This is a genomic window from Anaerostipes rhamnosivorans (assembly GCF_005280655.1).
GTDB classification, from domain to species: domain Bacteria; phylum Bacillota; class Clostridia; order Lachnospirales; family Lachnospiraceae; genus Anaerostipes; species Anaerostipes rhamnosivorans.
In genome coordinates, this window is record NZ_CP040058.1 from 201,072 (window position 1) to 226,602 (window position 25,531).

A 25,531-nucleotide genomic window follows, 5' to 3' on the forward strand; every position below is an offset into this window, starting at 1 on the left:
AACTAAGCTCATCTCAGGTGCAATTGGTGCATCATCTAGATTTTCATAGCAGTGCACCTGTTTCGAATCTCTTTTGTTGGGTGTCTTACCCAACGGTAGTACACGGAACAGCTGATTTTAAGAAATGTACACAACCTTTCTATAGGGTATTTCTTTGTCTAGGACAATTTTCTAACAGACTAATAGACACACAGCTTGCGTACCAGAGATAGCAAGTCTCTTTTTCTAGCTCTTTAACTTTTTTACAGGTCATTTTCCATTTGCAGATCTATCTTTTGCAGATTCAGCTCTTAGGCTTGCATGTGAGCCCGCCCTCCCCTTTGTTCTTCAAGCACGGAGCGGCCTTTTCTTCATACTTCATGACCCAGTTATGGAACTGCCGATAGCTTCTAAAGTGTTTTTTACCACAATGTGCAAATAATATAAAAGTTAACCTATTTCTAATTGTTTCTAACTGTTCTGATATAAGACATTTCGCAAATGTTTATTAGTTTTGGTTTATTAACTTTTTTGAATCCATAGCAAAAAATAGGTTTTACAAGAAAAAAAGTTACATGAACATTATATTAAAAATATACTTTTATATAAAACGCTTTTGATGCACTAGATACTTAAACTTAATTAAAACTATTTGCTACTCAATACGGAACTAATATGCTTGCGAAGATAAAATCTAATAATTTTACATTATTAGAGATAAAATTAGTATAGAAACATTCTGAATTGAGGTGTAGACCATTTGCTTAATGAAAAGTTTATTATTAATCGAATTAACGGATTATGTGAGACTCACAATATGAGTATATATGCATTATCAAAAAAATCTGGAATTAGTCAATCATCGTTATCGAATTTAATGAATAGGGGAAGTATGCCTACATTTAATACACTAAATAAAATTTGTAGTGCTTTTGATATTACGTTATCACAGTTTTTCGCCGAGGAAGGGATTAGACTAAATTTAACGAATGAACAAAAAATGGTGTTAGATGTATGGGATTCACTATCAGAAGGTGAAAAAGAGAAAGTTACTTTATTTGTAAAAGGAATGACATCAATCTAGGAAATAATCTAAGTAATAAGATTATTTTCTTTTTTTGGTTAGATAAATATGTATACTAATAATGGTTACAATTTACGCAGGAGAAAAGTTAATGGACAGTTCAATATATTGGGGAGAATTATAGATGTGAAGAAGTCGAGCAGGAAAATTTTTAAGTTGAATTAACGGGTGTAGAGGGGAAAAAGTTGTCTACTATACAATGAAATATGAAAGAAGTAGGAAAAATAGAGAATGAGCAATAAAAATTCATAATTTTAAGTGCATTGAATGTGGAATTAATTGTAAAGAAAAGTATGGTGATTGGGGACAGGATATATATAGATTCATCATACTAGACCTTTCAGCTCATTGATAGAATAATTCATCGAAAAAAAGGAAAAGTTTTACCAATTGATGAGTTAAAGAACTTGGATTTATTGTATAGTAATAAGCAATAAACTAACTATAAAGGAGATAAAAAATTAGGTAATTGTTATTCATAATTTTACGGAGGATACTATAATGAAAAATAATATGGTGAGCGGTGTAGCATCTATTCAAGAAATTTTTAATTTTGAATTTGAAGATAAAAGTTTAAATGGTGTTATTGCTGAATTTGGCAATCGTAGAAATGTATATTTATCCATACCGAAATATCAAAGAGAATATACATGGGAAGATAATAAAATAAAAACTTTTGTTGATGATATATATATTAATAGCAAATTTCTTGGAATCATAGTATTAGAAAAGAATAGAAAACATAATTGTCTAGATATAGTTGATGGACAGCAAAGAATTACGACTCTAATATTGGTTTGTGTTTGTCTTTATAACATTTTACAAAAGGAAGAGGAAACAGTAAAAGCGAATGAAATTATGGCAGTTCTAGAACATCAAAACAATCTTATTCTTTGGAATGATTCAGTTGGAAAGTTTATACATAAACGAGAAAACGAATTGTATATAAACGTATTAGAAGAGGATGATATTTATCGTCAAGGTGCTAAATTTAAAGAAGCATATGACGTTATATATAAAAAAATTAAGTCATATAAAAGTGACATTAGTAAAAGAGAGTGGAAGACAAAATTAATCCAAATGGTGATGCACGTTTTTGATTGTCAAATGGTGCTATTTGTAAATGTAATATCTAAAAATGAGGGATCTATAGAAGAAATATACATTGATATTAATGAAAAGGCCCAAAGGCTGGACGAAGAAAGTATCTTTAAAGGCTATTGTTTTTCAAAAATTAAAGATTCGTCTATGCAAGAAAATTTAAAATGTCAATGGATTGATATTAAACAAGATTTTTATAAAATAAAAGATTTACATTTTAAAGATTTAAGTTCGCTCTTACATAAATATCTTTTGATAAAAGAGCGAACTACTAGAATCAGCGAACATTTGCATATTAATGGAAAGCATTATCTTGAAGATAAACATCCTTCTGAAATTGTACATTTATTAAAGGAATTTAATCTTTTTGAAAAAAATCTGTATATTTATAAAACAAATATTGACAGTAAGACATACAGGTTTAGTGATTTAGCAAAAGTTAAACGAACTATTGATGATGATTTGGACTTCCTTAAAAAAATCTCCAATTACATATTATTTGCAAAACAAAATATATATAAATTAGCCTTCTTACATTATATTGATGTTAACTTAACAATGACTACAAAAGTCAGTCAAGTAGATTTACAGAGTTTCTTTAGATTATATTACGTTTATTTCTTTATATGTGTAGATATCTTTCAAATTAGGACAAGATCTTATTTACCCATTAAGGTAATAGAGGCGATTGACGAAAATGAATCAATTCTTGAAAGCTTATATGAAGAGATAAGAATGATATTAGAACAGAAAAGTGATTCTGTACGATTTGTTATTAATAAAGGCAACTTTAAATTATTATATTCCATTCTAGATACTGTAGAATCAAAAAGATCAAATAATAAACTTATAGAAATAAAGTTAAAGTCGTATTCTACAAAAACAATAGAACACTTAATAATTAATGACTCGCTAAAACTTAACTGGAAAAGGAAGCAAGGCGATGAGTATAAATTTAGTGAAGAACTTTATCTAGAATATAAAGAATTTAAGGACTTAGAAAATAATTTAATTCTTGTATCTAATAAGGATAATGAAGCTATGGGTACATTTGATATTATTACAAAAATAGGTTATATAGAAAAAAATAATTTAGATAAATCTAAACACATTAGTATTTATCTAAATTATATTAAAAGCCTAAATTCTTATAAGCTTTTAGTTGAGGCAAAGAATGAAGATTTAAGTAAGATTGAGGTATTAAAGAGATATAAAGACTTTTTATCTGATTATTTTTCAACAGAAAAAATCAACACTCTTAGTAGCAATTTATATTCTGTTTTTAGACGAAAAATTTGGGAGTTATAAGTATACAATATGAGCTTTAAATGCTTATATTATGTTAATGAATCTCTTAGATTGAGGATATAAGATTATTCTTGTATTAGAATTATAATTAAGATATAATAAAATATAATGCCTGCATAAATATTTTGTTGCGGGCATTTTCAAATGGAAGGATTACGTATGATTACAAAGAAGGAAATACAAGATACTTATAAAATAGTTCAAAGACTATATTTAGAAGACGAGATCCCATGGGTTATTGGTTACTCTGGGGGGAAAGATAGTACTGCCACGCTACAGTTAGTGTGGCTTGCTTTATCTCAATTGTCTGTAAAAGAGAGAAATCATAAAATAATACATGTTATTAGCACAGATACTTTAGTAGAATCACCAGTAATTGCAAAATGGGTTGAGAATTCGTTAACTTTTATCGAAACAGAGGCCCAGAAGCAAAATATGCCCTTTAAGAAACATAGACTTACACCAGAAATAAACGACACTTTTTGGGTTAACTTATTGGGAAGAGGTTATCCGTATCCTCGTGTTACCATGAGGTGGTGTACTGATAGATTAAAGATTAAGCCCTCTAATAAGTTTGTTCAGGATGTTGTATCAAAATATGGAGAAGCTATTTTATTATTGGGGACCCGTAAAGCTGAAAGCAAAAATAGAGCTCAAAATATGGAATATTATGAAAAGATGAGAGTTAGAAATTATCTAAGTCCTAATGGAAGTATACAAAATGAACTTGTCTTTTCACCTCTCGAAAATTGGAGTGACGATGATGTTTGGTATTATTTATTGCAATATAAAAATCCCTGGGGGTATTCGAACAAGGATCTAATGGGATTGTATAGAGGGGCTTCTGCAGATGCTGAGTGTCCTATTGTTATGTCATCAGATACACCAAGTTGTGGAAAGAGCCGATTTGGTTGCTGGATGTGTACTATGGTTGAAAAAGATAAGTCAATGGAAGCCATGATTATGAATGATTCACAAAAAGAGTGGATGATGTCATTACTGGAATTCCGAAATGAAATTGGTGATATAAAAAAGGATAGACAACGTCGAGATTTTAGAAAAATGAAAGGAAATGTATTTCTTTATAACGGAAGATTAGTACACGGACCATATAAAAAGGAAATAAGAGAGTCCTGGCTTAAAAAATTATTAGAAGTACAAGAGCATATAAATAAAAATGGACCTGAAGAGTTTAGGAATCTTAGTTTGATAACAGATGAGGAATTAAATAAAATAAGACAGATTTGGCTGGAAGAAAAACATGAATTTGAGGATAGATTGCCTAAAATATATCAAGAAGTTACAGGTAGAAAATTAAATCTAAAACACCACTTTAGGAGTGCATATAATGATAAGGAATGGGAGGTTTTAAAAAATGTTTGTTTAGAGGAAGAACCAGAAGAAGAATTGGCCTTTGAATTATCATATCGATTGCTGGATATAGAAAATAGGTTTTCTACTTTACAGAAAAGAAAGGGGATTTATAATAGTTTAGAATCAGAAATTAAAAAATGTTTTTATAAAAATGAAGAAGATGCAGAAAATTATGCATTTAAAAAATTAAAAAGAAAAAAGGAAATGGGAGTATCCTTTGACCTGAAGGCGATAAGGGAAGAAGAACGGGCTGAATGGGAAGAAGATGGAGGAGCTTAAAATGAAGTTAAAAAAATTGGTACTCCAGAATATAGGTGTTTTTGTAGACAGGAATGAAGTTAATTTAGACTGCGATAAACCGATAATTTTAATAGGGGGAATGAATGGACGTGGAAAAACTACGATTTTAGAGGCGGTCTTATTCGCACTTTACGGTCAATATGTGGGGAACCTGTTAGGTAACTCTTTAAAACTTACTGATTACCTTTATAAAATTAGTAATACCAGAGGTCAGAACAAAGATTGCTATGTCAAGATAGAATTTGAAATTCAGACAGAAGACACACTGCAAAATTATACTGTAAAGAGGAGCTGGAATGCAGGGCTAAAAAATATAAGGTTGCAGACAGAAGTATGCAAAAATGGATTAAGAGATAATACTCTTTCACAAAATTGGGACATGTTCATTGAAGAAATCCTTCCACACGCTATAGCACCATTTTTCTTCTTTGATGGGGAAAAGATTGCAGAACTTGCATCTTCTGAAAATGATGAGCAGATAGGTAATTCCATTAAGGGTTTGTTAGGAATAGACGTAATAGACAGGCTTATTCAGGATTTAGAGGTTGTAGAAAATAGAAAAGAAAAAGAAATAAAGAATAATCTTTATTCTACAGAATTAGCAATGGTTAATCAACAAAGTGAAGATATTAACCGATTAATTATCAAATTAAATCAAGAAATTAAAAGTAATCAGAAAAAAAGTGAGATTTTACGATTGAGATTAAAAGAATTAGAGGAGAACTATTCTATAATAGGAGGGAGTTATGCCGAGAAAAGAAATTATACAGAGAAGGAATATCAGACTTTTCAGGAAAAAAAGAAGAAAATTGATAATGATTTAGTTGAGTTAGCCATGGGGGATCTGCCATTAATTTTGTGCAAAGATCTGTTATATTCAATTTTTGAAAGAGTACAAGAAGAACGTGAACAGAAAGAATTACACTTACTTGCCCAGCGTTTGCCTTTAATATATGAGGAATTCTGTAGTAAAAATAATAGTATTGAGAATATAGCAAGTTTTTTGAATTTTGTTAAAACGAAGGCAACAAACGAGACTTACATTTATAAGTTTGAAGATGATGCATATTTCAGATTAAAGAAGTTAAATAAATCATTTAAATCTTCATGTTCTAAGGCCTTAACGCTTATAGAAGAGAAAAGAAAGATTGAAAAGAAATTAGAGGATTTAGAAAATTATCTTTTAATAAAAGTAGATGATAAACAAGTGAATTCTTTATTTCAAATTATAAAAGATAAAACTGCAGAAAAAGCTATTATCGACGAACGTATAGTGCAAGAAAATGGGGAACTAGAAAAAAGTTTACAACAACTTAAAACAATTAATAATAATAAAGACCGTTTATTAAATAAAGTTGTTGAAGGATATGAAAACTCTGATGAGGCAAAGAGAATAATTAATTATATTCAAAAACAGATTGGGTTATTGAAGAAATATAAATTAGAAGTTCAAAAGCTAAAAGTTAAAGAATTATCGCAGCAAATGACAAATTGTTTCAAAAATTTAATTGCAAAAGAAGGATTAATAAATGATATTATTATTAATTCGGAAACTTTGAGCTTTACATATTACAATAGCGAAGGGCAAAAAGTCAACAAAATGGCTTTATCTGCAGGGGAAAAGCAACTATTAGTAATTGCAATGTTATGGGCATTAGCAATTTGTTCAAAAGTCGAATTTCCTTTGGTTATTGATACTCCCCTAGCACGTCTAGATTCAGAACATAGAAATAGTTTAATTAGGAATTATTTTCCGTACGCAAGTAAGCAGGTTATTATTCTTTCCACAGATCAAGAAATAACAGATGATGATTATTCTCAAATAAAACCATTTGTGGGAAGAGAATTTACGTTAGAATATCAGGAAGACGAAAAGAAATCCATAATAACAGATGGATACTTTGGGAGAACATAACATGATTGTAAAACAAATTAAATTATCAAACCAAGATAAAGATAAATTATCAAGATTAAAAGGAAAAACAGGGATAAAAAATTGGAATATCTTATGTAGATGGGCATTATGTATTTCTTTAAAGGAGCCCTCAATTCCAAATGATACAGAGATTTTACAAGAAAGTAACGTTGAAATGTCTTGGTCAACTTTTGCAGGAGATAATAATGAGATCTTTGAGGCTTTAATAAAAGCTAGATGTATCCAAGATCAATTGCCGACTGATACGGAAACATTAGCGAAATATTTTAGATTGCATTTAAGTAGAGGAATATCGTATTTGTCAGGTACAAATATGATAAAAAATATAGATGATTTAATTTTATTGGCGTTAGAAGAAAGAAAGGATAAAAATGAAGATGAGTATTTATCTTGATTATAATGCTAGTGCACCAATTGATAAATCGGTTCTTGAAGTTATGATAGAAACTTATATGAAAAGCTATGGAAATGCTGATAGCCGAACACATATATATGGAAATCAGGCGAGTGCTCAAGTGGAACGTGCAAGAGAGCAGGTTGCTGCTTTGCTAAAGATTAGAAGAGAAGAAGTTATATTTACCAGCGGTTCAACGGAAAGTAACAACATGGCCATATTAGGAATGAGAAATTATGCTATCCAAAATAATAAAAGACACATAGTGACATCAACAATCGAGCATAAATCTGTTTTAGAGCCGATCAAACAACTTATGAAGGAAGGTTTTGATGTTGATTTTGTTAAGCCTAATAGAAGTGGTCGAATTGAGGCGAAAAAAGTGTTGGAAAAAGTTAGGGAGGACACTTTTTTAGTAAGTATAATGCATATAAATAATGAAACAGGGACAATTCAGCCAGTAAAAGAAATTGGAGATTATTTAAAAAGGACAGATACTTGGTTTCATGTTGATGCAGCTCAAAGTTGCGGGAAATTGGTAGTAGATTTACAGAACTTAAATTATGATTTATTATCAATTTCTGCACATAAAATGTATGGACCCCAAGGAATAGGTGCCCTTATTAGAAGATATAGAGACGGAAAGAAGCCTCCATTAAAAGCAATTATGTATGGAGGAGGACAAGAAAATGGCCTAAGACCGGGAACACTGCCAGTAGCTTTAATTGTAGGGCTAGGACATGCATGTTCATTGAGTTTAAAAAATTCAACGGAATATTGCAAGTTATATAAGCAAAACGAGAAGGATATACTTGAGTTATTGCAGAATAGTGGAACTAGATATATTATTAACGGAGATTTAAAATATGCATCAGGTAATACATTAAATATTAGCTTTATTGATATTGATTCTGAAGCTTTTATGCTATTAGCCAAAAATCATGTAGGTGTTTCTAATGGTTCGGCATGTAATTCCTCCTCACGATATGAGACGAGTTATGTGTTGAAAGAGATGGGGTTAGATCAGAAAGTTATAGAAGAAGCAGTACGTATTAGTTGGGGAAGAAAGAAATTAGATTTCTCAGAATTGCAGAAGGTATTAATTAAGGTAAAAGCATGTCAAGAAACTTAAACCAATGAATATATACCTAATTCTATTCCTTAAATATACTGACTTATGTAAGTATAATTTCTTTAAGTTAGAGCATTTAATTTTTGAGAAATTATATATGTCTTTTTGACTATCTTTTTATATCTTCCTAAATGTCCGCAAAGCCTTATTTTATCGGCTCTACGGGCATTTTGCTTTTGTGGTAAACCTCGCATATCTAGGTCTATCTTCTTATATTTTCCCTGTCAATCGTGGTTAAAATCGTGGTAAATACTTCTATGCGATTAGACGCTGAACCTCTGATTTTGCGGTATCTATGGACGCATGAGCGTACCAGTTCATTGTGATACTAATGTTTGAATGTCCCATGATATACTGTAAATCTTTTGGGTTCATGTTCTTGCTTGCCAGTCTTGTGCAGAATGTATGGCGTAGCGTATGCGGTGTGATATGTGGCAAGGGATTGTCCTTGTGGTGCTTGTTATATTTCTTTACCATACGGACAAATAAGGCGTTGTAATCAATCGCAACTTTGGGCTTGCCTTTATGATTGACAAATAAGAAATTGCTCTGTCCGTCTATCACAAATGGTTCTGCCTTTGGGCGTTTCTTCATAACTCGTTGAAATGCCTGTATTGTTTCTCTACTTAATGGCACTTGTCTTATTCCGCTTTTCGTCTTAGGCGTTTCAATATAATAGCCCTGTTCCTTGCTCTTTAGTAACTGGTGGTCGATAATTACAACTTCATTCTTGAAATCAATATCAGCTACTGTCAGTCCGCACAGTTCCGAGATACGAAGTCCAGTCTTTAACAGTATCAGCACATCATCATAATGGTTGTGATACACATTGTCTGTCTTGATAAATGAGAGTAAGGCTTGTTCCTGTTCCTCTGTCAATGCGACTTTCTCTTTGGTATCATTTTCTAGGACTTCACTTAACTTGAAATCAAAGGGATTTTTCCTTACGCAATCGTCTTGTATGGCGATATAGAATGACGCTTTTAACGAGCGTTTATGGTTGTTAATGGTATTGTAGGAAAAGCCTTTGTCTTTCATGCGTAACGCCCATTCTTTAGCGTCAGAGGGCTTGATTGTATCAATACTCCTAGCACCTAACTTGTCCTCTTTCAATAACCGCATGAGTTGTTCCCGTTGTTTCTGTGTGCTTTTCTTCACATTTGCCCTTTGTGCGTTCTGTTTGGCATAAAGTTGGCAAAGCGTCATTTTCTTGCCTGTGCTGTCGATACCGTCCTCAATATCCCGTCTTATCTGCTGTTCCAGTTCTCGAAGTGAGGGTTTTTCCCGTTTTCCCTTTGGTGTCGGGTCTGTGGGTGTCAATCTCCAAGCATACACATATTTTGTGTTTCCAAATGCGTCCACATATTTATATAAGTATTTTCCGTCTGTTCGTTGGCTCTCTCCAGTATGCAGGATACGACCTTTGTTATCCCGTCTTTTTTCTTTCATGGTGTCTGCTCCTTTCCTTGTTGGAAAGAGCCTTGATATGACTTGTGTTCATCATAACACATACAAGGCTCATTTGCATTAGATTGCGTCCAATTTGTCAATAACCTTTTCAAACTGTCGGCGTTTAATCTGTATGCGGTTGCCATTCATAATGAGCCAGCCAGCGTCCTTGTTTTCCTCTGCCAATCGTCTTAACTTGTTTTCTCCGATACGGAAATACTTTGACGCTTCTTCAATGGTAAGGGTGTATTTTTCCCATACGGGAATATCGTTGTTGTTCATCAGATACCCCCTTTCCCATGTTTCGTGTCATACTGGATATAGGGGATAAGGTCGGTGCGGTTTATCCTCTGTAAATGGGCGGTTAATTTACTGGAAAGGGAATTGCTGTATCTTGCCCTATCAAGCATAGTTCCTACTTTTTCCAGTCCACCTAATGCGTCATGTTCTTCTAAGAAATAAAAACTTTTGACAGCGGAAATCACGCCACCCTCTGTGAGCCATTGCTGTGTTTCCTCAAGGGAATTATGCTGTTTTGGTACTTGCAGTTCCAAGACTTCCACAGCCCCCAAAAAGCGTTCCCAAAATCGACACATTTTCCATCTGCTTTTATTACTTTCGTTTCTGTTTGGTACGACAAAGCGTAGGTTGTTTGCCAGCAGTCCGAAAGCCAGTTCCCCAAGTTCCAGCGGTCTGTCTTTGAATGTCATGGCAAAAACATGAGCCTTATCATCACGCAGTTGCATTTCTGTCCGTTTCCAACTGCCAACTTCATCAAGTGTCTTATTATGTTTTGAACAGACTTCCTTATCCTTATCATAAAAGCGGTAGGACAATCCCGATTTTCCAGCACCGATATAAACGGTCTTTGCAGTGTCGAAATCATCAAACTTGCTTTCGTCAAAGTGGTAGCCCTCACTATTCGAGATAAATTCCTCTTTTTCACATTTCTTCTTTATCTGCTCTATGGTAAAGAATGGCTTTTCGTTCCTATCATCAATGGCAATATCAAGTCTTGTGAAATGGAAGTTATCCAGTCCGTATCTTCGCTCACAGCGTCGGAACATATCCCCAAAGGTATAATTCCTACTGTCGAGAATACGGAAAATATCATCACAACCTCTGCCAGTCATAACAAGATAACAGCCTAGCCCTTGTGGATTGTCCTCTGTCTTTCTTGCGTCCCCCGATACATAAATATCTCCAATCTGCCAGCGTGCCTGATAGGTCTTGAATTTAACGCTTGCCGGATAGACATTGAAAATGTCAGTCGGTAAACCTAAAATGTGCATGATAACATCTTCTGCGGTTGCAGTATCAAATACAATGCTGATGTAATCAATCTTAACGGATAAATTTTTGTGTGTAGTTATAGTGCATTACTCCTTTCGTACTTCCCGTTTTTTTGCGAGGTAAAAATCGTGTTTTTTCCTTTATTTATCACAGTTTCTAGGTACTATGACATGTATGCGCAGGGCGGTGTTACATATACGCCCTTTATGAACGCCTAAAGGCGTTCCCTTTCTTCCTGTGTCTGATCCGTTCTTAACGCTCACGAGCCTTGTAAGACTCGTGGCTAAACGGAACAGCCCCAGTCAGAAACCTTATTTTCGGTCTGATAGTCCATGCTTATTCATGCTATCAAAATGAAAATACATCTTTTCTATGCTTACTCAAGCGTGTGATTGACCCTAGCGTGCTTAATCACCCTATCTAATACGATAATAACGCCATTAGAATTACTTGTCAAGAAGTTTTGATTGACTTTTTAATAAATATTAAGTATGATATGCTTATAAACACCGAGAAAAGCAACGAAAGGAGCGGTTATACTAAGTTATGGAACATTACGAAAAGAAAATCAGTTTCTTAGGAGAGAATATACAGACCATAAGAAAACACAGAGGAATGAAACAACAGGAACTTGCGGATAAAATCGGTATCAATATGCAGAGCCTTTCCAAGATTGAACGGGGTGTGAATTATCCTACCTTTGACACATTAGAAAAGATAATGGACGTGCTGGGAGTAACGCCCAATGAATTATTATCAGGAGAATGGAAGTATATTGACCACACCGAACCATATATCATGGATATTATCAAACGGGAACAGGACTTCAATGTTTCCTTAGATTATCTGTCTGAAAATGAATTTTTCAATGATGAAAAAGAATGCAGATTTTACATGGAAACCAAACTCATACAGTATATCCATAACTACATTACCAATGAGGTTACGGAGTTAGAAGAACTTATGGAAATCAAGCAGTTGATACAACGTCAAAAAATAGAACGCATGATGAAAGTACATAAGGAAATGCGAGGGTTAGACCGATACAGAGAACAGCCCAAAGAGTATAAATACCATGACCCTTATGATGACTGGATATTCCGTCAACTTGCGGACATAGACAGCAGAAATAACATTCCCGACACTTCGCCACAGTTAGATTTTGATGAAACGGACTATGAAGATTATCTGAAAGAGAAATGGAACAGAGGTCTTTAATTTTCCTCTTGAATGAAAGATACAGCAAACAAAAAGCCCAGTAAAGAGTGCAAAGCACCACCAATGGTGGCATGGCTCTTGACAGGGCTTTTTCTTTTCTGTGGTTGGTAATCAAGAGGAAGAAAGAAAAAGTGTGTATTTTTCAAGACAGAAAAATGTCAAGGGGGGGTGTGCTGATTTTTGTTGTGGCGGATATATGGAACTGTTATAATATGGATATGTTTAAATTACGTTATAAGCAAGAATATTCTGCTGATTTGTCAAAAAACATCATTGCAACTGCCAGTTGACATATTTCCATATCTAAATGGTGGCTATGCAACTGATAATATTGCTAAAATTACACCATGAAAGAAAGGAGTGTTAGCTAATGAATATGGCAGACAGAATACAATATTTAAGGAAATCAAAAGGAATATCACAAGAGGAACTTGCGGATAAAGTTGGAGTTTCAAGGCAGGCTGTTTCTAAATGGGAAAGTGAACAAAGTACGCCTGACTTAGAAAAAATAATTATAATGAGTGATTTTTTTGGAGTAACAACTGACTATATCCTAAAGGGAATTGAACCAGTAGCAGACAAAGAACAAAAAAATAAAGAGCTTACGAGTAAGGTACTTTATATATCATCAACAGCTTTTGTTGCTATTGGGCTGTTTTGTGCATTTGGTAATTGGTATGCAGAACAAACAATGGAAGCAGTTTGGGGTTCAATGATTATTCAAGCTATAGGGATTGTTGGATATTTTATAGCGAGAATACTATCGGAAGAAAAATCCCCCTTTTATGTAAATTGGCTTAATATAATCGGAGTTGCTTTTATGCCTATTTCTATGATTACAGGATATATTTCAGGATTGGTTTTCAAACTAGAAGGGTGGATTGCACCTTATCCGATAGGAATATTTCATACTTTAGTTTTCGTGTTAGTATTCTTTGTAGTTGTGATTGCAAGCTATATTATTCTAAAGAAACAAACAAAATAGTGATTACCTTTATTTTGCAAAAGCAGTTAGTCTTAGGATTGACTGCTTATTAATAAAAGACACCACTTCAATGTGTCAATGGTGTCTTTTTAGTGCTATTTTATCGTCATATCAAGGCTCGTTCAATCGTGGTATATTCGTGGTAAAATGAGTGTTTTTCTATACTTCGAAATGCTTGAAAGTGTAATATTTATAGGGATAATCAAAAATCAGATATAAAGTTTAATGTAAATATGAATTGTTTTCGGACTATATTTTAACTTACATCTTGTCCGAAAGCTTTTTGTATAATTAAAAAATGAATTCAGCCTTCTCTATGTATTATGACAAGTAATCTAAAATCATTTGTTTCACAAAATAATTTTTCATATAAACAAACATATTACTTCTAAATTCAGTAGGAAAGGGCGGCACAGCAGGATGTTAACTAAATCACAGATAAAGGAATTGTCAAATCCATCTTCTTATGCAAAAGGCAGAAATCTGTACCAGTCTGACTATATACTGAATTTTTCAGTTGGTGAACAGGATGGGATCGCATATATTGATGCAATTATACAGGGAAGCGGAAGAAATAAATATGAGGTTAATCTTGAATATAATTTAGAAATTGACGATCTGGAAAATGCATATTGTGAGTGCCCGGCATTCCGTGAGTACTATGGCCTTTGCAAACATTGTGTAGCGGTGCTGTTGGAATATAGAGACTATGTAGAAAGACAAGAAACTATCCTGGAATACAGTCACAAGCAGAAAAGCATCCTTGAGAAACTTCAAGGCATGAAGGGAATGAACACAAAGCCAGCATCGGCGGAAATCGAATACAAGCCAAAGACAACTCCGGCGATAAAACAGCTGCTTTCAAGGCAGCAGTTACAGAATACACTGCCTATGATCCAGGAGGAGCTTTATGGACAAGTGCGGCTTGAACCATTTTTAATATGTCAGGATTACATGATTGAGGTGGAATTTAAAATAGGGACTTCCTATATGTATGTCTTAAAAGATGTGTTCGCCTTTGTGGACGCTGTGGAAAAGAAAGAAAACTATTCTTATGGACAAAAGCTGCAGTTTGTACATGACATGAAAGTATTTGATGAGGATTCCCGTAAGCTTGTGGTGTTTTTGGAAAACTGGGTAAAACAGAACAAATATAATTTTCTTGAGATTCCCTATTATGATGATCCATACACAGATTTCACAACGGTTAATTTGAGAAGAGTGCCGTTGAAAACAGGAGATCTGGAGCAGCTCATCGAGGCCATAGGGGTCAAGGAGTTTCAGGCGGATATCAGCAGAGCACAGGAAAGCGTGTGGAGGGTGACAGACGAGCCGCTGGAACGTTCTATGAAGATCACTGGGAGAGAACAGGGAATTGACGTAGAGATCAATTATTTAACAGGCTATCAGTGTGTCAATTCTAATATTTATTTTCAAAGAGGAAAAGTATATAGAATTCCAAAAGAGGATATAGAGCCCATACAAGGTTTTTTATCCTGTATGGCGGAGCTTCCTACGCGCAGAGCATTTATAGAACAGTCGGATGTACCTGCCTTTTGCAGAGAACTGCTTCCGGTGTTGGAAAAATTTTTTGAATGTACAAAGCAGGAGTTTGAGGAAGAAGACTACGGTGTGGTTCCTGTAGCTTTTGAAATATATCTGGATGCACCGCAGAAAGACTTTATTACCTGCAAGCCTATGGCAGTCTATGGACAAAGGAAATATAACATTTATGACAACACCCAGGAAATTGAAAGACGGGATCTGAAGAGAGAGATGGAAGTGGCTAAAGTCGTCTCAGGATATTGTAATGCTTACGATGAACGGGAAAAGCTTATGGTTCTGGCAGATGATGAAGAAAAGTTGTACGAACTGTTAGTATACGGGATTTCCAATCTACAGAGGCTGGGAGAGGTCTATATTTCTGATGCGTTAAAGAAGATTCATGTTTCTCCTGCACCAAAAGTTGTAGTGGGTGTATCTCTCTCAGGAGATATGCTGGAGCTTAAGATGACAGCAGGAGATATGCCTAAGGATGAGCTTTTGGAGATCTTATCAAGGTATAATAAGAAAAAGAAGTTCTATCGCCTGAAAAGCGGTGATTTTGTAAATATGGACGGGGAAGGAATCAACGCGCTGCTGGAGTTGAAGGAGGGGCTGCATCTTTCGGACCGGCAGTTTAAAAAGGATAAAGTGACTCTGCCCAAATACAATGCCATTTATCTGGATGAGGAGCTAAAAGAATGGCAGACTGTTTCCGCCCAGAAGAATAAAGAGTTTAAAGCATTGATCCGGAATATGAAGACAGTAGAGGATAATGACTTTGAGATTCCGGCCGGGCTTCAGGATGTACTGAGGGAGTACCAGAAAAAAGGTTTTTTGTGGATCAAGACATTAAAATGTAATGGATTCGGAGGTATTCTTGCGGATGATATGGGGCTTGGAAAGACACTTCAAGTGATTGCCTTTTTGGAATCTGAGTATCAGGAAGGAAAAGAAAATAGAAGGAGCCTGATCGTGGCTCCTGCGTCTCTCGTGTTTAACTGGCACAGTGAGATCTGCAGGTTTGCACCCGGTCTACCGGTACAGATGGTAGTTGGAAAGGCGGGGGAGAGGAAAGAGATTATAAAAAATGCCAGTGACAATATAGTTTTGATCACATCCTATGACCTTTTGAAAAGGGATATCGATAGTTATCAGGATATCACATTTGGCAATCAGATCATTGACGAAGCACAATATATTAAAAACCATGGAACCCAGGCCGCAAAGGCAGTAAAAGCTGTAAATGCAGGTTTTAAACTGGCACTTACGGGTACACCGGTGGAAAACCGCTTAAGCGAATTGTGGAGCATCTTTGACTTCTTAATGCCAGGCTTCTTATATTCTTATAAAAAATTCAGAGAGGAGTTGGAACTTCCGATCATACAGGATAACAGTGAAACTGAGATAAAGAGGCTACAGAAAATGATCCGGCCTTTTGTACTGCGCCGTCTGAAGAAGGATGTTTTAAAAGATCTGCCGGATAAACTGGAGAAAAGTTATTTTGCGAAGATGGAAGGGGAGCAGCAGAAGCTTTATGATGCACATGTGAAACGCATGCAGATCATGTTGAATAAGCAGACAGAGGAAGAATTCCAAACCAGGAAAATTCAAATATTATCAGAATTGACAAGGTTAAGGCAGATATGTTGTAGTCCTGAATTAATTTTTGAAAATTATAAGGGAGAGTCCGCAAAAAGGGAGTTATGTATTGACCTGATAAGGAATGCAGTCAGCGGAGGACATAAGATTTTGTTATTTTCCCAGTTTACATCTATGCTTTCACTGTTAGAGCAGCGGCTTACAGAAGAACATATCTCTTTCTATACGTTGACTGGAGCTGTCAGTAAAGAAAAACGTGCGAAGATGGTTGAAGCATTCAATCAAGATGATACCTCCGTTTTTTGTATCTCCTTAAAAGCGGGGGGAACCGGATTAAATCTTACTTCGGCAGATATTGTGATCCACTATGATCCGTGGTGGAATCTGGCTGTACAGAATCAGGCGACTGACAGAGCCCACAGGATCGGACAGGAAAATGTGGTTATGGTTTATAAGCTGATCGTTCAGGGTACGATAGAAGATAATATTATGAAGCTTCAGGAAAAGAAAAAAGAACTGGCGGAGCAGATACTTGGCGGGGAAGGATTAAGCACGGCAAGTTTCAGCAGGGAAGAATTAAGGGAATTATTAAAGTAGATCAATAAACAAAACACGGAAACAATGATAGTATCGTTTCCGTGTTTTTGTTTCTCTTTAGTTTTTATAAAAATTCTCTATTCTTTCCCATCCCAGCAGTAAGTACAAAGCTTCTCAGGATCGATCCCAACAGATTCAATCATATCATCCAGCCTGTGATACCGGAGTGAAGTGAAATTCAACTGATCACATATTTCATTGATCATTCCCTGGTATTCCGGCGTATCTGGATTAGAAAACTTCTCCAGATGGACATTTTTGTAATCCCCTGCAATCTGCTCAATGATCCTCCGTGTGATCAGGTCCATTTCGGAGCTGGAGCGTGAGAAGTTCAAATATTTACATCCATATAAGATCGGCGGGCAAGCAGGGCGGATATGGACTTCTTTGGCACCGCTCTGGTAAAGGAATTCCGTGGTTTCCCGCAGCTGTGTTCCTCTCACAATAGAGTCATCAATCAACAGAAGGCTTTTATCCTGAATCAAATCATGAACCGGGATCAGCTTCATTTTGGCGATCAGGTTTCTTTTGCTCTGGATGGTCGGCATAAAAGAACGCGGCCAGGTAGGAGTATATTTAATAAACGGTCTGGAAAATGGAATTCCGGATTCATTGGCATAACCAATAGCATGGGCGATCCCTGAATCAGGAACTCCGGCCACGGTGTCCGGTGATGCATCATCTCGCTGTGCGAGTTTCTTACCACAGTTATAGCGCATTTCTTCGACACTGATTCCTTCATATGATGAGGATGGATAGCCATAATAAACCCAAAGGAAGGTACAGATTTTCATATCCTCACCTGGCTTCGCCAGGGTCTGGATTCCCTCCGGCGTCAGAATAACGACTTCTCCGGGCCCTAGTTCACGGTCTGCAGTATAACCAAGGTTCAGGTATGCGAAGCTTTCAAATGAAATGCAATATCCGTCTTCCTTTTTTCCAACAGCAACCGGTGTACGGCCCATTTTATCTCTTGCAGCATAGATCCCTTTTGGTGTAAGAAGGGCAATGGTCATGGAGCCGTCGATGATCTCCTGGGCATGCTGAATTCCTTCCACAAGGTGCTCTCTCTGATTAATGATGGCTGCCACCAGCTCTGTAGCATTGATGTCACCGCCGCTCATTTCTAGAAAATGCGTGTGGCCTGAATCAAACATCTGCTTTATAATCTCATCCGTATTATTGATCTTACCGACGGTCATAATGGCATAGGTGCCATGGTGGGAACGTACAATCAATGGCTGCGGCTCATAGTCAGAAATACATCCAATACCCATGTAGCCATGCATTTTGTTGACATCTTTATCAAACTTTGTACGGAAAGGAGCATTCTCAATATTGTGAATGGCCCGGTCAAAACCATCTTCCTTACTGTAGACCGCCATACCGGCACGTCTTGTTCCAAGATGAGAATGATAGTCCGTCCCAAAATATAAATCAAAAACACAGTCTTGTTTTGAAGTTACACCAAAAAATCCGCCCATAATTTCCTCCGATTTGTAATTAAAATAATATTGATGCATTTATTATACCTTATCGCGCAAAGCGCGTCTACCCGAAGGGTATGAGATACGGTGTGCCCTGTGGATATAAGTTTTTCTCCATTATCTCCAGTCGGCTCTGGAAAGGCCTCCTTCCGACAATGAAGAAAAACTATCGTGGGGTGGTACCTTCTGTTTAACCATCATCCTTCTCCAGCAGACACTACGTCCATGTTCTACATAATTGGAGTGATCGCGTCTACCCAAGGCAGAACAAGGACAGTTTTAATTAAAGGAAGTGCAGCTTTCATAATTCTTGCGGTTTTCTTTGCTTTAATGTTAGTATATTAATAAGACACGTCTGGTAAAATAAGAGGAGAGAGATCACTATGGGGAAACAGGGTAATAAGGATAAAATTATAAAACTTCTCATGGAAAACAAAAAAGCGCAGACTGCAGAGGAAATCGCAATTAGCCTGAAGATCCAGCGGAATACAGCCAGTGCTATTTTAAATGAACTTGCCAGAGAAGGAGTTATTCAAAAAGAAAAAACAAGACCGGTAATGTTTTCTTATATTGAGAAAGATTTTATGCCCTCTGATGACCCATTCGTTTCCTTTATCGGAGCCGGAAAAAGTTTGAGAGAAACAGTGGAAAAGTGTAAATTGTCAGCGGCATATCCAAAGAGAGGTATGCCGGTTTTATTGCTGGGGCCAAGCGGCGTGGGGAAAAGCCTGCTGGCGGAATACATTTATAAATATGCAAAGTATGTTCATACGATACCGGAGGATGCACCGTTTATAGTGTTAAACTGCGCAGACTATGCAAATAATAAGGAATTGCTGTCTTCTATATTATTTGGATACAAAAAAGGAGCGTTTACCGGGGCAAATAGTGATACAAAGGGGCTGATTGAAGAAGCCAACAAAGGATACTTATTTTTGGATGAAGTGCACCGCCTTTCTCCGGAAGGGCAGGAAAAGCTATTCCATTATATTGATAAAGGGGTAGTATCCAGGATTGGAGATAACGGACATAATATCAAATTGAATGTCAGGCTGATTTTTGCAACAACAGAAGGAAAGGAACAGATGCTGGATACATTCTTAAGAAGAATTCCGGTGGATGTGACGTTACCTGCATTTCATGAAAGAACATTGGAAGAAAAATATCAGTTGATTATTCATTTGATTCATCAAGAGGCATCCATTATGGAATGTGACTTTCTGGCCAGCAGTAATATTATCAATCACCTGTTGACGTTTCAGGGAAAAGGGAATATCGGAAGTCTGCGCAATATTATCAAACTGTCATGTGCCAAGGCATATAATAAGTCAAAAAATAAAGCAGATATGATACCGGTGAACTTGAGACATTTATCAGATACGCAGCTATTTATGGGAAACACTGGATCTGTCCATTATGTGAATGAGGATGTTGAAATTCTGGCAAATGAAAAGGCGGTTCAAGTAAATGCGAGAACAGAACAAGTAAATATCTATTTCCCGGCAGAGACGATTGCTGCTACCGTTTATGAATATTTAGAAAAGAAAATATCAAAGGTTCAGTTCAGAAAAACTATATATAATGAGATCAACCAGATGATAGAGGATGTCATTTACCAGGAAATTGACCCTTTTATCCAAAATCTATATAATCAGGCCATCGAAAATATCTTGGTTTATCTTCAAGATAATTATGGCCTGAAATATAATGGGATCATGGAAATGGTGTTTGTTAAAATATTATATGCCCTGAATAATCAGAGTGAGAAGCTTGATGACACCCGATATGAAATAATTGTGAATAAGCTGCAGCCAGTGATGTATCGCTACTATAAAATGGGTCTGATCTTTAATGAAATGGTCCATCAGAATATCGACTATGAGACAAATCCTTGGTTTGTGAGGTTATTTGCCATGCTTTATTTTTACAGCGTGGCAAAAGAAGACAGGGAATACACGAACGCTATTATTGTATCCCATGGGCCGGCTACGGCGTCCAGCATTGCCAGTACGGTAAACCGGGTATTTGAAACTTACATTTTTGAAGCCTTTGATATGGCGTATGATACGCCGAAAAATAAGGTTGTTTCAAGAATTAAGAAGTATTTAAAGAATACGAATACATCCAAGGGTCTTTTGATCTTCGTGGACATGGGATCTCTGTTAAGTATCAGCAAGGATTTAAAGGATGATGTGGAGGGAGACCTTGGGATTGTAAACAATATTACGACGGAAATGGCTTTAGAGGCAGGAGAATTAATTTTGAACCACGAGGATCTGCAGGATGTTATGGATAAAATCATCTCCCATCATGTTACTAAGAGATCTTATGTGCCGAGCAGGCAGAAACCAAAAGCCATTGTCTTATGCTGTATCACAGGGTTGGGAACTGCATCCAAAATGAAGACACTCCTCCAGGAATGTTTAGAGGGAATGGAACTGCAAGTAGTGGAGGTATCATTTTCTGACCTGCAGAAGAAAGGCAGCCAGTGTGATATTTTCCGAAAATATAACGTACAGTTTATTGTCACGACCAGTAAGGTGAAGGTGGAGGACTACATTGCGATCCATTTGAATGAATTGATTGATAAACGGGGTGAAGAGGTCATCTATGCTACAATTGGCAAGTATTATGAAAAGGAAAAGGTACATAAATTTATCGAAAATATTGTCCGCAGTTTTACCATGAGAAACCTGATTGGCCAGTTAACGATCCTTAACCCGGATAAAATTATGAATGATGTGGAAGAGGCGGTGACCAGGCTTGAAATATTGGAGGGAACTCATTACCCTATTGATTTAAAAAAGATGCTTTATATCCATATGTGTGTGATGGTAGAGCGCTTAATATTAGAGAAAGGGTCGCTGCCGGACGATAACTCGACACAAGATCTAAAGTGTCGGGAAAGCTTTATGAAAAACTTAAAAGAAAGCTTTTCTGTCTTGGAAGACCAGTATAATGTGTCGATTAACAATCTTGAAATTCAAATGATCTATAATCTAATTCAAAATATCTGAAAAAATCCAGAATCATAAAGCTTGTATTTATGCCATTTTTATAAATACAGGCTTTTTTATTTTACCTAAAATTAAAAGTTGGCATGGAAGTTGCTTTATATAAAAGTGAAGGTTGATTGATGCGGGACATCAGAGTGCAAGTGTCAAGTTTCCTTACGATATAGATCTGGAAAGGAGGAGAAATGGTCGGATTAATTATTGCAACACATGGAAACACGGGCGTTGAACTGGTAAAGAGCGCGGAGATGTTCTCAGGCTCATTGGCAAATTATGAAACATGGGCTTTGAACCCAGGAGATAATATTGAGCTTGGAGAAAAAAGGATGGAACAGTATGTGAAAGAGCTGGATGAAGGTCAGGGAGTTCTCATCATGACGGACTTATTCGGAGGTACTCCATCAAATCTGGCGTTAAAGATTTCCATGAGAGAACATGTGGGAGTACTAACAGGTGTGAACTTTCCAATGCTGATTCAATTTATATCAGACAGAGAGAAAAGTTCAATGGATGAATTGATTACAAAATGTGAAGAGTCAGGAAAGAGTGGAATTATGTGTCCAAGCAAGTCAATGGAGGCGAGGAGGAAGAAAGATGGCAGATATTAAGCTGGTAAGAATTGATTATCGTCTGATTCATGGACAGGTTGTAGCAAAATGGTTAAAAGTGAATCCTGTAAGAAGGATCGTACTAGTTGATGACGTGCTGGGAAATGACGAGTTTATGAGTGATATCTATAAGATGGCGGTACCGAAAGGAACCGCTGTGGATATTGTAACCGTGGATAAAGCAAGAAGTGTCCTGGAGAAGACAAAGGATAGCGTCTTTCTGATTTTCAAGGATATCAACACGTGTTATCGTGCGGTTCAAGACGGTATGGAAATTCCTTCCGTGAATGTGGGAGCTGCTCCGGTTGAAAACGAAAGAAAGCTGATTACCAGCGGGGTTGCGATTTCAGAAGAGGAAATGAAGAGATTAGAAGAGTTAAATGCGATGGGAATAGAGATTACGGTTCAGCCGATTCCTGAAATCTCCGCTCTCAGTTTTGACTCAGTTAAGAAAAAGATGTAGGAGGTAGAAGATGAATACGATAGTTATCGCTGTCATAATGGGTGTGATGTATTGGTGGTGCAGAGGAATGATTTTCTCTTACTTTGGTTTTTTGTTTATATCAAGTCCGGTTACCGTGGGCCTTGTGGCGGGTGTTTTAATGGGGCATCCGATTCAAGGTTTAATCATCGGCGGAGGTATCGCCCTGGTGTTTGCAGGTATTATAGCACCGGGCGGCAACCTGCCGACCGATGAGTGCCTGGCCGCGACCTGTGTCATCCCTATTGCTATTGGGTCAGGTATGAGTGCTACTACCGCCATCGCATTGGCTGTGCCGATCGGACTGCTGGGATCATTTGTGACTAACTTAAGAAAAGTCGTGAACACGTATTTTGTGAAGAAGGCCAATGATTATGCGGAAAATGGAAACGCAAACGGCATCTGGAGATGTGCGACGCTTTATCCGGTACTTCTGGCAATCCCTTTATTGTTCCTCCCGGTATTTGTGATCAATCTGGTTGGACAGGACGTAGTTGTGAACGTGATGAATGCGCTTCCGACCTTTGTTATCCATGGGCTGGAGGTTGCGGGAGGCATCCTGCCGGCTTTAGGGTTTGCCCTTATCATGAATATGATTGGAAAAGAAAAGTTAATACCATATGTATTTCTTGGATATATCCTCATTGCGGTTGGAGGTATTAATTCTTTGACAGCAGGAATTATTGCAATCTGCATTGCGTTTATTTATGTATTCCAGAAGAGAGAAATTATGGAGGAGGTAAATGAAAATGAGTAACGAACTAAACACGACGGAACAAAAACCGGCATTGACAAAAAAAGATTTAAATAAAGCAATGTTCCGGTGGTATATGTCGGCTGAGATGCCGTTGAATTTTGAAAATATGCAGGGAATTGCATTCTGCGGAAGCATAGCGCCGATTCTGAAAAAGCTTTATACAAAGAAAGAGGATTTATCGGAAGCGTTAAAACGTCATCTCTTGTTATATAACTGCAATGTGACAGCCGGGGGACTGATCCTTGGTACGACGATCGCCATGGAGGAGCAGAAGGCAAAAAACCCGGATGGGATGCCGGCAGAAGCGATCACGGGGTTAAAGACTGGCTTGATGGGACCGGTAGCTGCCCTTGGAGACAGCTTTGACTGGGGGATCATCGGTACTCTGTTCAAAATTGCGGCGGCAACCTTAGCGGCAGCCGGCAATCCTCTGGCACTTGGGGTTTTACTCATTTTTGTTATGTATTGTATTGTGGAGCTGGTGTTCTTTACAAATATGACTTACAAAAAGGGAAGAAGCTCCATTAAGACAATCATGGGATCCGGTCTGATGCAGGATGTGATCTCCGGTGCCAATGTCCTGGCTATGTTTATGATGGGAGCTATGACAGCGTCCATGGTCACACTGACAACTCCGCTGAAGATCAGCAGTGTTGTGATCCAGGACAAATTAGATGGGATATTCCCAGGAATCTTCCCATTGGCAGCCTTATTCCTGCTCTTTTACTTAGTAAGATATAAAAAGATTGGAACAGGTAAAATTGTCATCGGGATCATTGTTGTTTCTATATTATGCGCTCTGATCGGTATTTTTTAAAGTCGCTGAAAACAGGTTCATCATATTTCAAAAGGAGATTGTACATATGAAAGAGTTAAATGTCGCTGTTGTAGGAGCCGGAATTTACGGGATTAATCATGTAAATGCATATACTTGGAATCCAAATACAAATCTTGTTGCGGTGTGTGATCTAAACAAAGAGATTACAGATAAAATTGCCCAGGAATATAACGTTAAAACATACAATGATGTAAACGAGATGTTAGATCAGGAAGAGATTGACGCAGTATCCATCGCAACTCCGGATGCATTTCATATGGAGCCGGCGCTGGCGGCCATCCGCCATGGAAAACCGATTCTGGTGGAAAAACCGTTGGCGACATCCTCCGAAGATGCGAAAAAGATCATAGACGAGGCAGAAAAATATAAGGTGAGGGTAGCGGTTGACTATCACAAAAGATGGGACCCGGCAGCAATCAATGTGAGAAATGAACTTCAGAATCCTGAGACGGGGGCTCCGATCCGCGGTTATATGAGCATGGATGATATCATTGATGTTCCTGCGAAATGGTTCAACTGGGCAGATAAATCCAGCCCTGTTCACTTTCTGGGAACGCATTGTTATGACCAGATCCGCTGGTATATGGGGTGTGAAGTGGAAGAGGTATATGCTGTGGGAACAAAAAAGGTATTAAAATCCAGAGGTGTTGATACCTATGATTCCATTCAGGCAATTTTAAAAATGGAAAACGGTTGTTATTGGACCGTGGAGAATTCATGGATCCTGCCGGAAGGTTTTGCGAAAAATAATGACGGAAGAACACAGATTCTTTGTGAGGATGCAATGTTTCGGATTGATTCCCAAAACCGCGGAGTAGAAATGTTTAATACACAGAAACAGCGTACGCCCAACTCTTATTTTATTTTAAATAACTGCGGCAGGCCCAGCGGATTTGGAATAGAACCCATCAACGATTTTGTTTACTGTCTTCAGAATGATATCCCTTTTATCGCAGACGGCAACGATGGACTGCAGGCTGAGTTAATAGCAGAAGCAGTGCATCAAAGTCTGGAAGAGAATAAGGCAGTGAAGATAAAGAGGGATTAAGGCG

19 protein-coding genes are annotated in these 25,531 nt (G+C 36.9%); 15 read left to right on the plus strand and 4 right to left on the minus strand.

Going from position 1 to position 25,531, the window contains the following annotated elements:
• Positions 1 to 796 precede the first annotated feature (796 nt).
• From AR1Y2_RS00990 to AR1Y2_RS01015, 6 genes are all read left to right on the plus strand, one after another.
• Positions 797 to 1,063 carry a helix-turn-helix domain-containing protein gene (locus tag AR1Y2_RS00990; protein ID WP_243118817.1) on the plus strand — a complete coding sequence of 89 codons (267 nt, stop codon included), beginning with the start codon at positions 797 to 799 and terminating at the stop codon, positions 1,061 to 1,063.
• Between the two features lie 501 nt (positions 1,064 to 1,564).
• Positions 1,565 to 3,472 (plus strand): DUF262 domain-containing protein, encoded by a 1,908-nt coding sequence (locus tag AR1Y2_RS00995; RefSeq protein WP_137327287.1) that lies wholly within the window; start codon positions 1,565 to 1,567, stop codon positions 3,470 to 3,472.
• Positions 3,473 to 3,631: 159 nt separating this feature from the next.
• Entirely contained in the window at positions 3,632 to 5,125 is a 1,494-nt protein-coding gene (gene dndC, locus AR1Y2_RS01000) for a DNA phosphorothioation system sulfurtransferase DndC (protein ID WP_137327288.1), read from the plus strand.
• Position 5,126: 1 nt separating this feature from the next.
• Positions 5,127 to 7,061: a DNA sulfur modification protein DndD gene (dndD, locus tag AR1Y2_RS01005; protein WP_175403553.1), complete on the plus strand. Its 1,935-nt coding sequence runs from the start codon at positions 5,127 to 5,129 to the stop codon at positions 7,059 to 7,061.
• Between the two features lies 1 nt (position 7,062).
• The gene (dndE, locus tag AR1Y2_RS01010; protein ID WP_137327290.1) at positions 7,063 to 7,476 is read left to right on the plus strand and encodes a DNA sulfur modification protein DndE; all 414 of its coding nucleotides are present in this window, start codon (positions 7,063 to 7,065) and stop codon (positions 7,474 to 7,476) included.
• On the plus strand, positions 7,454 to 8,608 hold the full coding sequence (locus AR1Y2_RS01015; protein WP_243118818.1) for a cysteine desulfurase family protein: 1,155 nt from the start codon (positions 7,454 to 7,456) through the stop codon (positions 8,606 to 8,608). Before dndE ends, AR1Y2_RS01015 begins: the two co-directional genes overlap by 23 nt.
• Before the next feature lie 255 nt (positions 8,609 to 8,863).
• Here the strand turns inward: AR1Y2_RS01015 and AR1Y2_RS01025 are convergent, their stop codons facing one another.
• The 3 genes from AR1Y2_RS01025 to AR1Y2_RS01035 all read right to left on the minus strand — a co-directional run bounded on the left by AR1Y2_RS01025 (position 8,864) and on the right by AR1Y2_RS01035 (position 11,349).
• The gene (locus tag AR1Y2_RS01025; protein WP_117570047.1) at positions 8,864 to 10,057 is read right to left on the minus strand and encodes a site-specific integrase; all 1,194 of its coding nucleotides are present in this window, start codon (positions 10,055 to 10,057) and stop codon (positions 8,864 to 8,866) included.
• A gap of 78 nt (positions 10,058 to 10,135) precedes the next feature.
• Positions 10,136 to 10,339: an excisionase gene (locus AR1Y2_RS01030; RefSeq protein ID WP_002610247.1), complete on the minus strand. Its 204-nt coding sequence runs from the start codon at positions 10,337 to 10,339 to the stop codon at positions 10,136 to 10,138.
• A complete protein-coding gene (locus AR1Y2_RS01035; protein WP_085531584.1) occupies positions 10,339 to 11,349 on the minus strand; it encodes a replication initiation factor domain-containing protein in 1,011 nt (336 codons plus the stop codon). Before AR1Y2_RS01035 ends, AR1Y2_RS01030 begins: the two co-directional genes overlap by 1 nt.
• 547 nt (positions 11,350 to 11,896) lie before the next feature.
• On the opposite strand from AR1Y2_RS01035, the gene AR1Y2_RS01040 reads away from it, so the two are divergent.
• From AR1Y2_RS01040 to AR1Y2_RS01055, 3 genes are all read left to right on the plus strand, one after another.
• On the plus strand, positions 11,897 to 12,568 hold the full coding sequence (locus tag AR1Y2_RS01040; protein ID WP_008393244.1) for a helix-turn-helix domain-containing protein: 672 nt from the start codon (positions 11,897 to 11,899) through the stop codon (positions 12,566 to 12,568).
• Positions 12,569 to 12,938: 370 nt separating this feature from the next.
• The gene (locus tag AR1Y2_RS01050; RefSeq protein ID WP_008393242.1) at positions 12,939 to 13,553 is read left to right on the plus strand and encodes a helix-turn-helix domain-containing protein; all 615 of its coding nucleotides are present in this window, start codon (positions 12,939 to 12,941) and stop codon (positions 13,551 to 13,553) included.
• A gap of 420 nt (positions 13,554 to 13,973) precedes the next feature.
• The gene (locus AR1Y2_RS01055; RefSeq protein ID WP_137327292.1) at positions 13,974 to 17,294 is read left to right on the plus strand and encodes a DEAD/DEAH box helicase; all 3,321 of its coding nucleotides are present in this window, start codon (positions 13,974 to 13,976) and stop codon (positions 17,292 to 17,294) included.
• A 77-nt stretch (positions 17,295 to 17,371) separates the two neighbouring features.
• Here the strand turns inward: AR1Y2_RS01055 and AR1Y2_RS01060 are convergent, their stop codons facing one another.
• Positions 17,372 to 18,778 carry an amidophosphoribosyltransferase gene (locus tag AR1Y2_RS01060; protein WP_137327293.1) on the minus strand — a complete coding sequence of 469 codons (1,407 nt, stop codon included), beginning with the start codon at positions 18,776 to 18,778 and terminating at the stop codon, positions 17,372 to 17,374.
• Between the two features lie 386 nt (positions 18,779 to 19,164).
• Between AR1Y2_RS01060 and AR1Y2_RS01065 the strand changes: the two genes are divergently transcribed.
• The 6 genes from AR1Y2_RS01065 to AR1Y2_RS01090 all read left to right on the plus strand — a co-directional run bounded on the left by AR1Y2_RS01065 (position 19,165) and on the right by AR1Y2_RS01090 (position 25,527).
• The gene (locus tag AR1Y2_RS01065) at positions 19,165 to 21,798 is read left to right on the plus strand and encodes a sigma 54-interacting transcriptional regulator (RefSeq protein WP_137327294.1); all 2,634 of its coding nucleotides are present in this window, start codon (positions 19,165 to 19,167) and stop codon (positions 21,796 to 21,798) included.
• Positions 21,799 to 21,980: 182 nt separating this feature from the next.
• On the plus strand, positions 21,981 to 22,403 hold the full coding sequence (locus AR1Y2_RS01070) for a PTS sugar transporter subunit IIA (protein WP_137327295.1): 423 nt from the start codon (positions 21,981 to 21,983) through the stop codon (positions 22,401 to 22,403).
• Positions 22,390 to 22,866 (plus strand): PTS sugar transporter subunit IIB, encoded by a 477-nt coding sequence (locus tag AR1Y2_RS01075; protein WP_137327296.1) that lies wholly within the window; start codon positions 22,390 to 22,392, stop codon positions 22,864 to 22,866. The genes AR1Y2_RS01070 and AR1Y2_RS01075 overlap by 14 nt, the downstream gene beginning before the upstream one ends.
• 10 nt (positions 22,867 to 22,876) lie before the next feature.
• The gene (locus AR1Y2_RS01080; protein ID WP_137327297.1) at positions 22,877 to 23,641 is read left to right on the plus strand and encodes a PTS mannose/fructose/sorbose/N-acetylgalactosamine transporter subunit IIC; all 765 of its coding nucleotides are present in this window, start codon (positions 22,877 to 22,879) and stop codon (positions 23,639 to 23,641) included.
• Positions 23,634 to 24,458: a PTS system mannose/fructose/sorbose family transporter subunit IID gene (locus AR1Y2_RS01085; protein WP_137327298.1), complete on the plus strand. Its 825-nt coding sequence runs from the start codon at positions 23,634 to 23,636 to the stop codon at positions 24,456 to 24,458. The genes AR1Y2_RS01080 and AR1Y2_RS01085 overlap by 8 nt, the downstream gene beginning before the upstream one ends.
• Before the next feature lie 46 nt (positions 24,459 to 24,504).
• A complete protein-coding gene (locus AR1Y2_RS01090; RefSeq protein ID WP_137327299.1) occupies positions 24,505 to 25,527 on the plus strand; it encodes a Gfo/Idh/MocA family protein in 1,023 nt (340 codons plus the stop codon).
• The last annotated feature ends 4 nt before the right edge of the window (positions 25,528 to 25,531 follow it).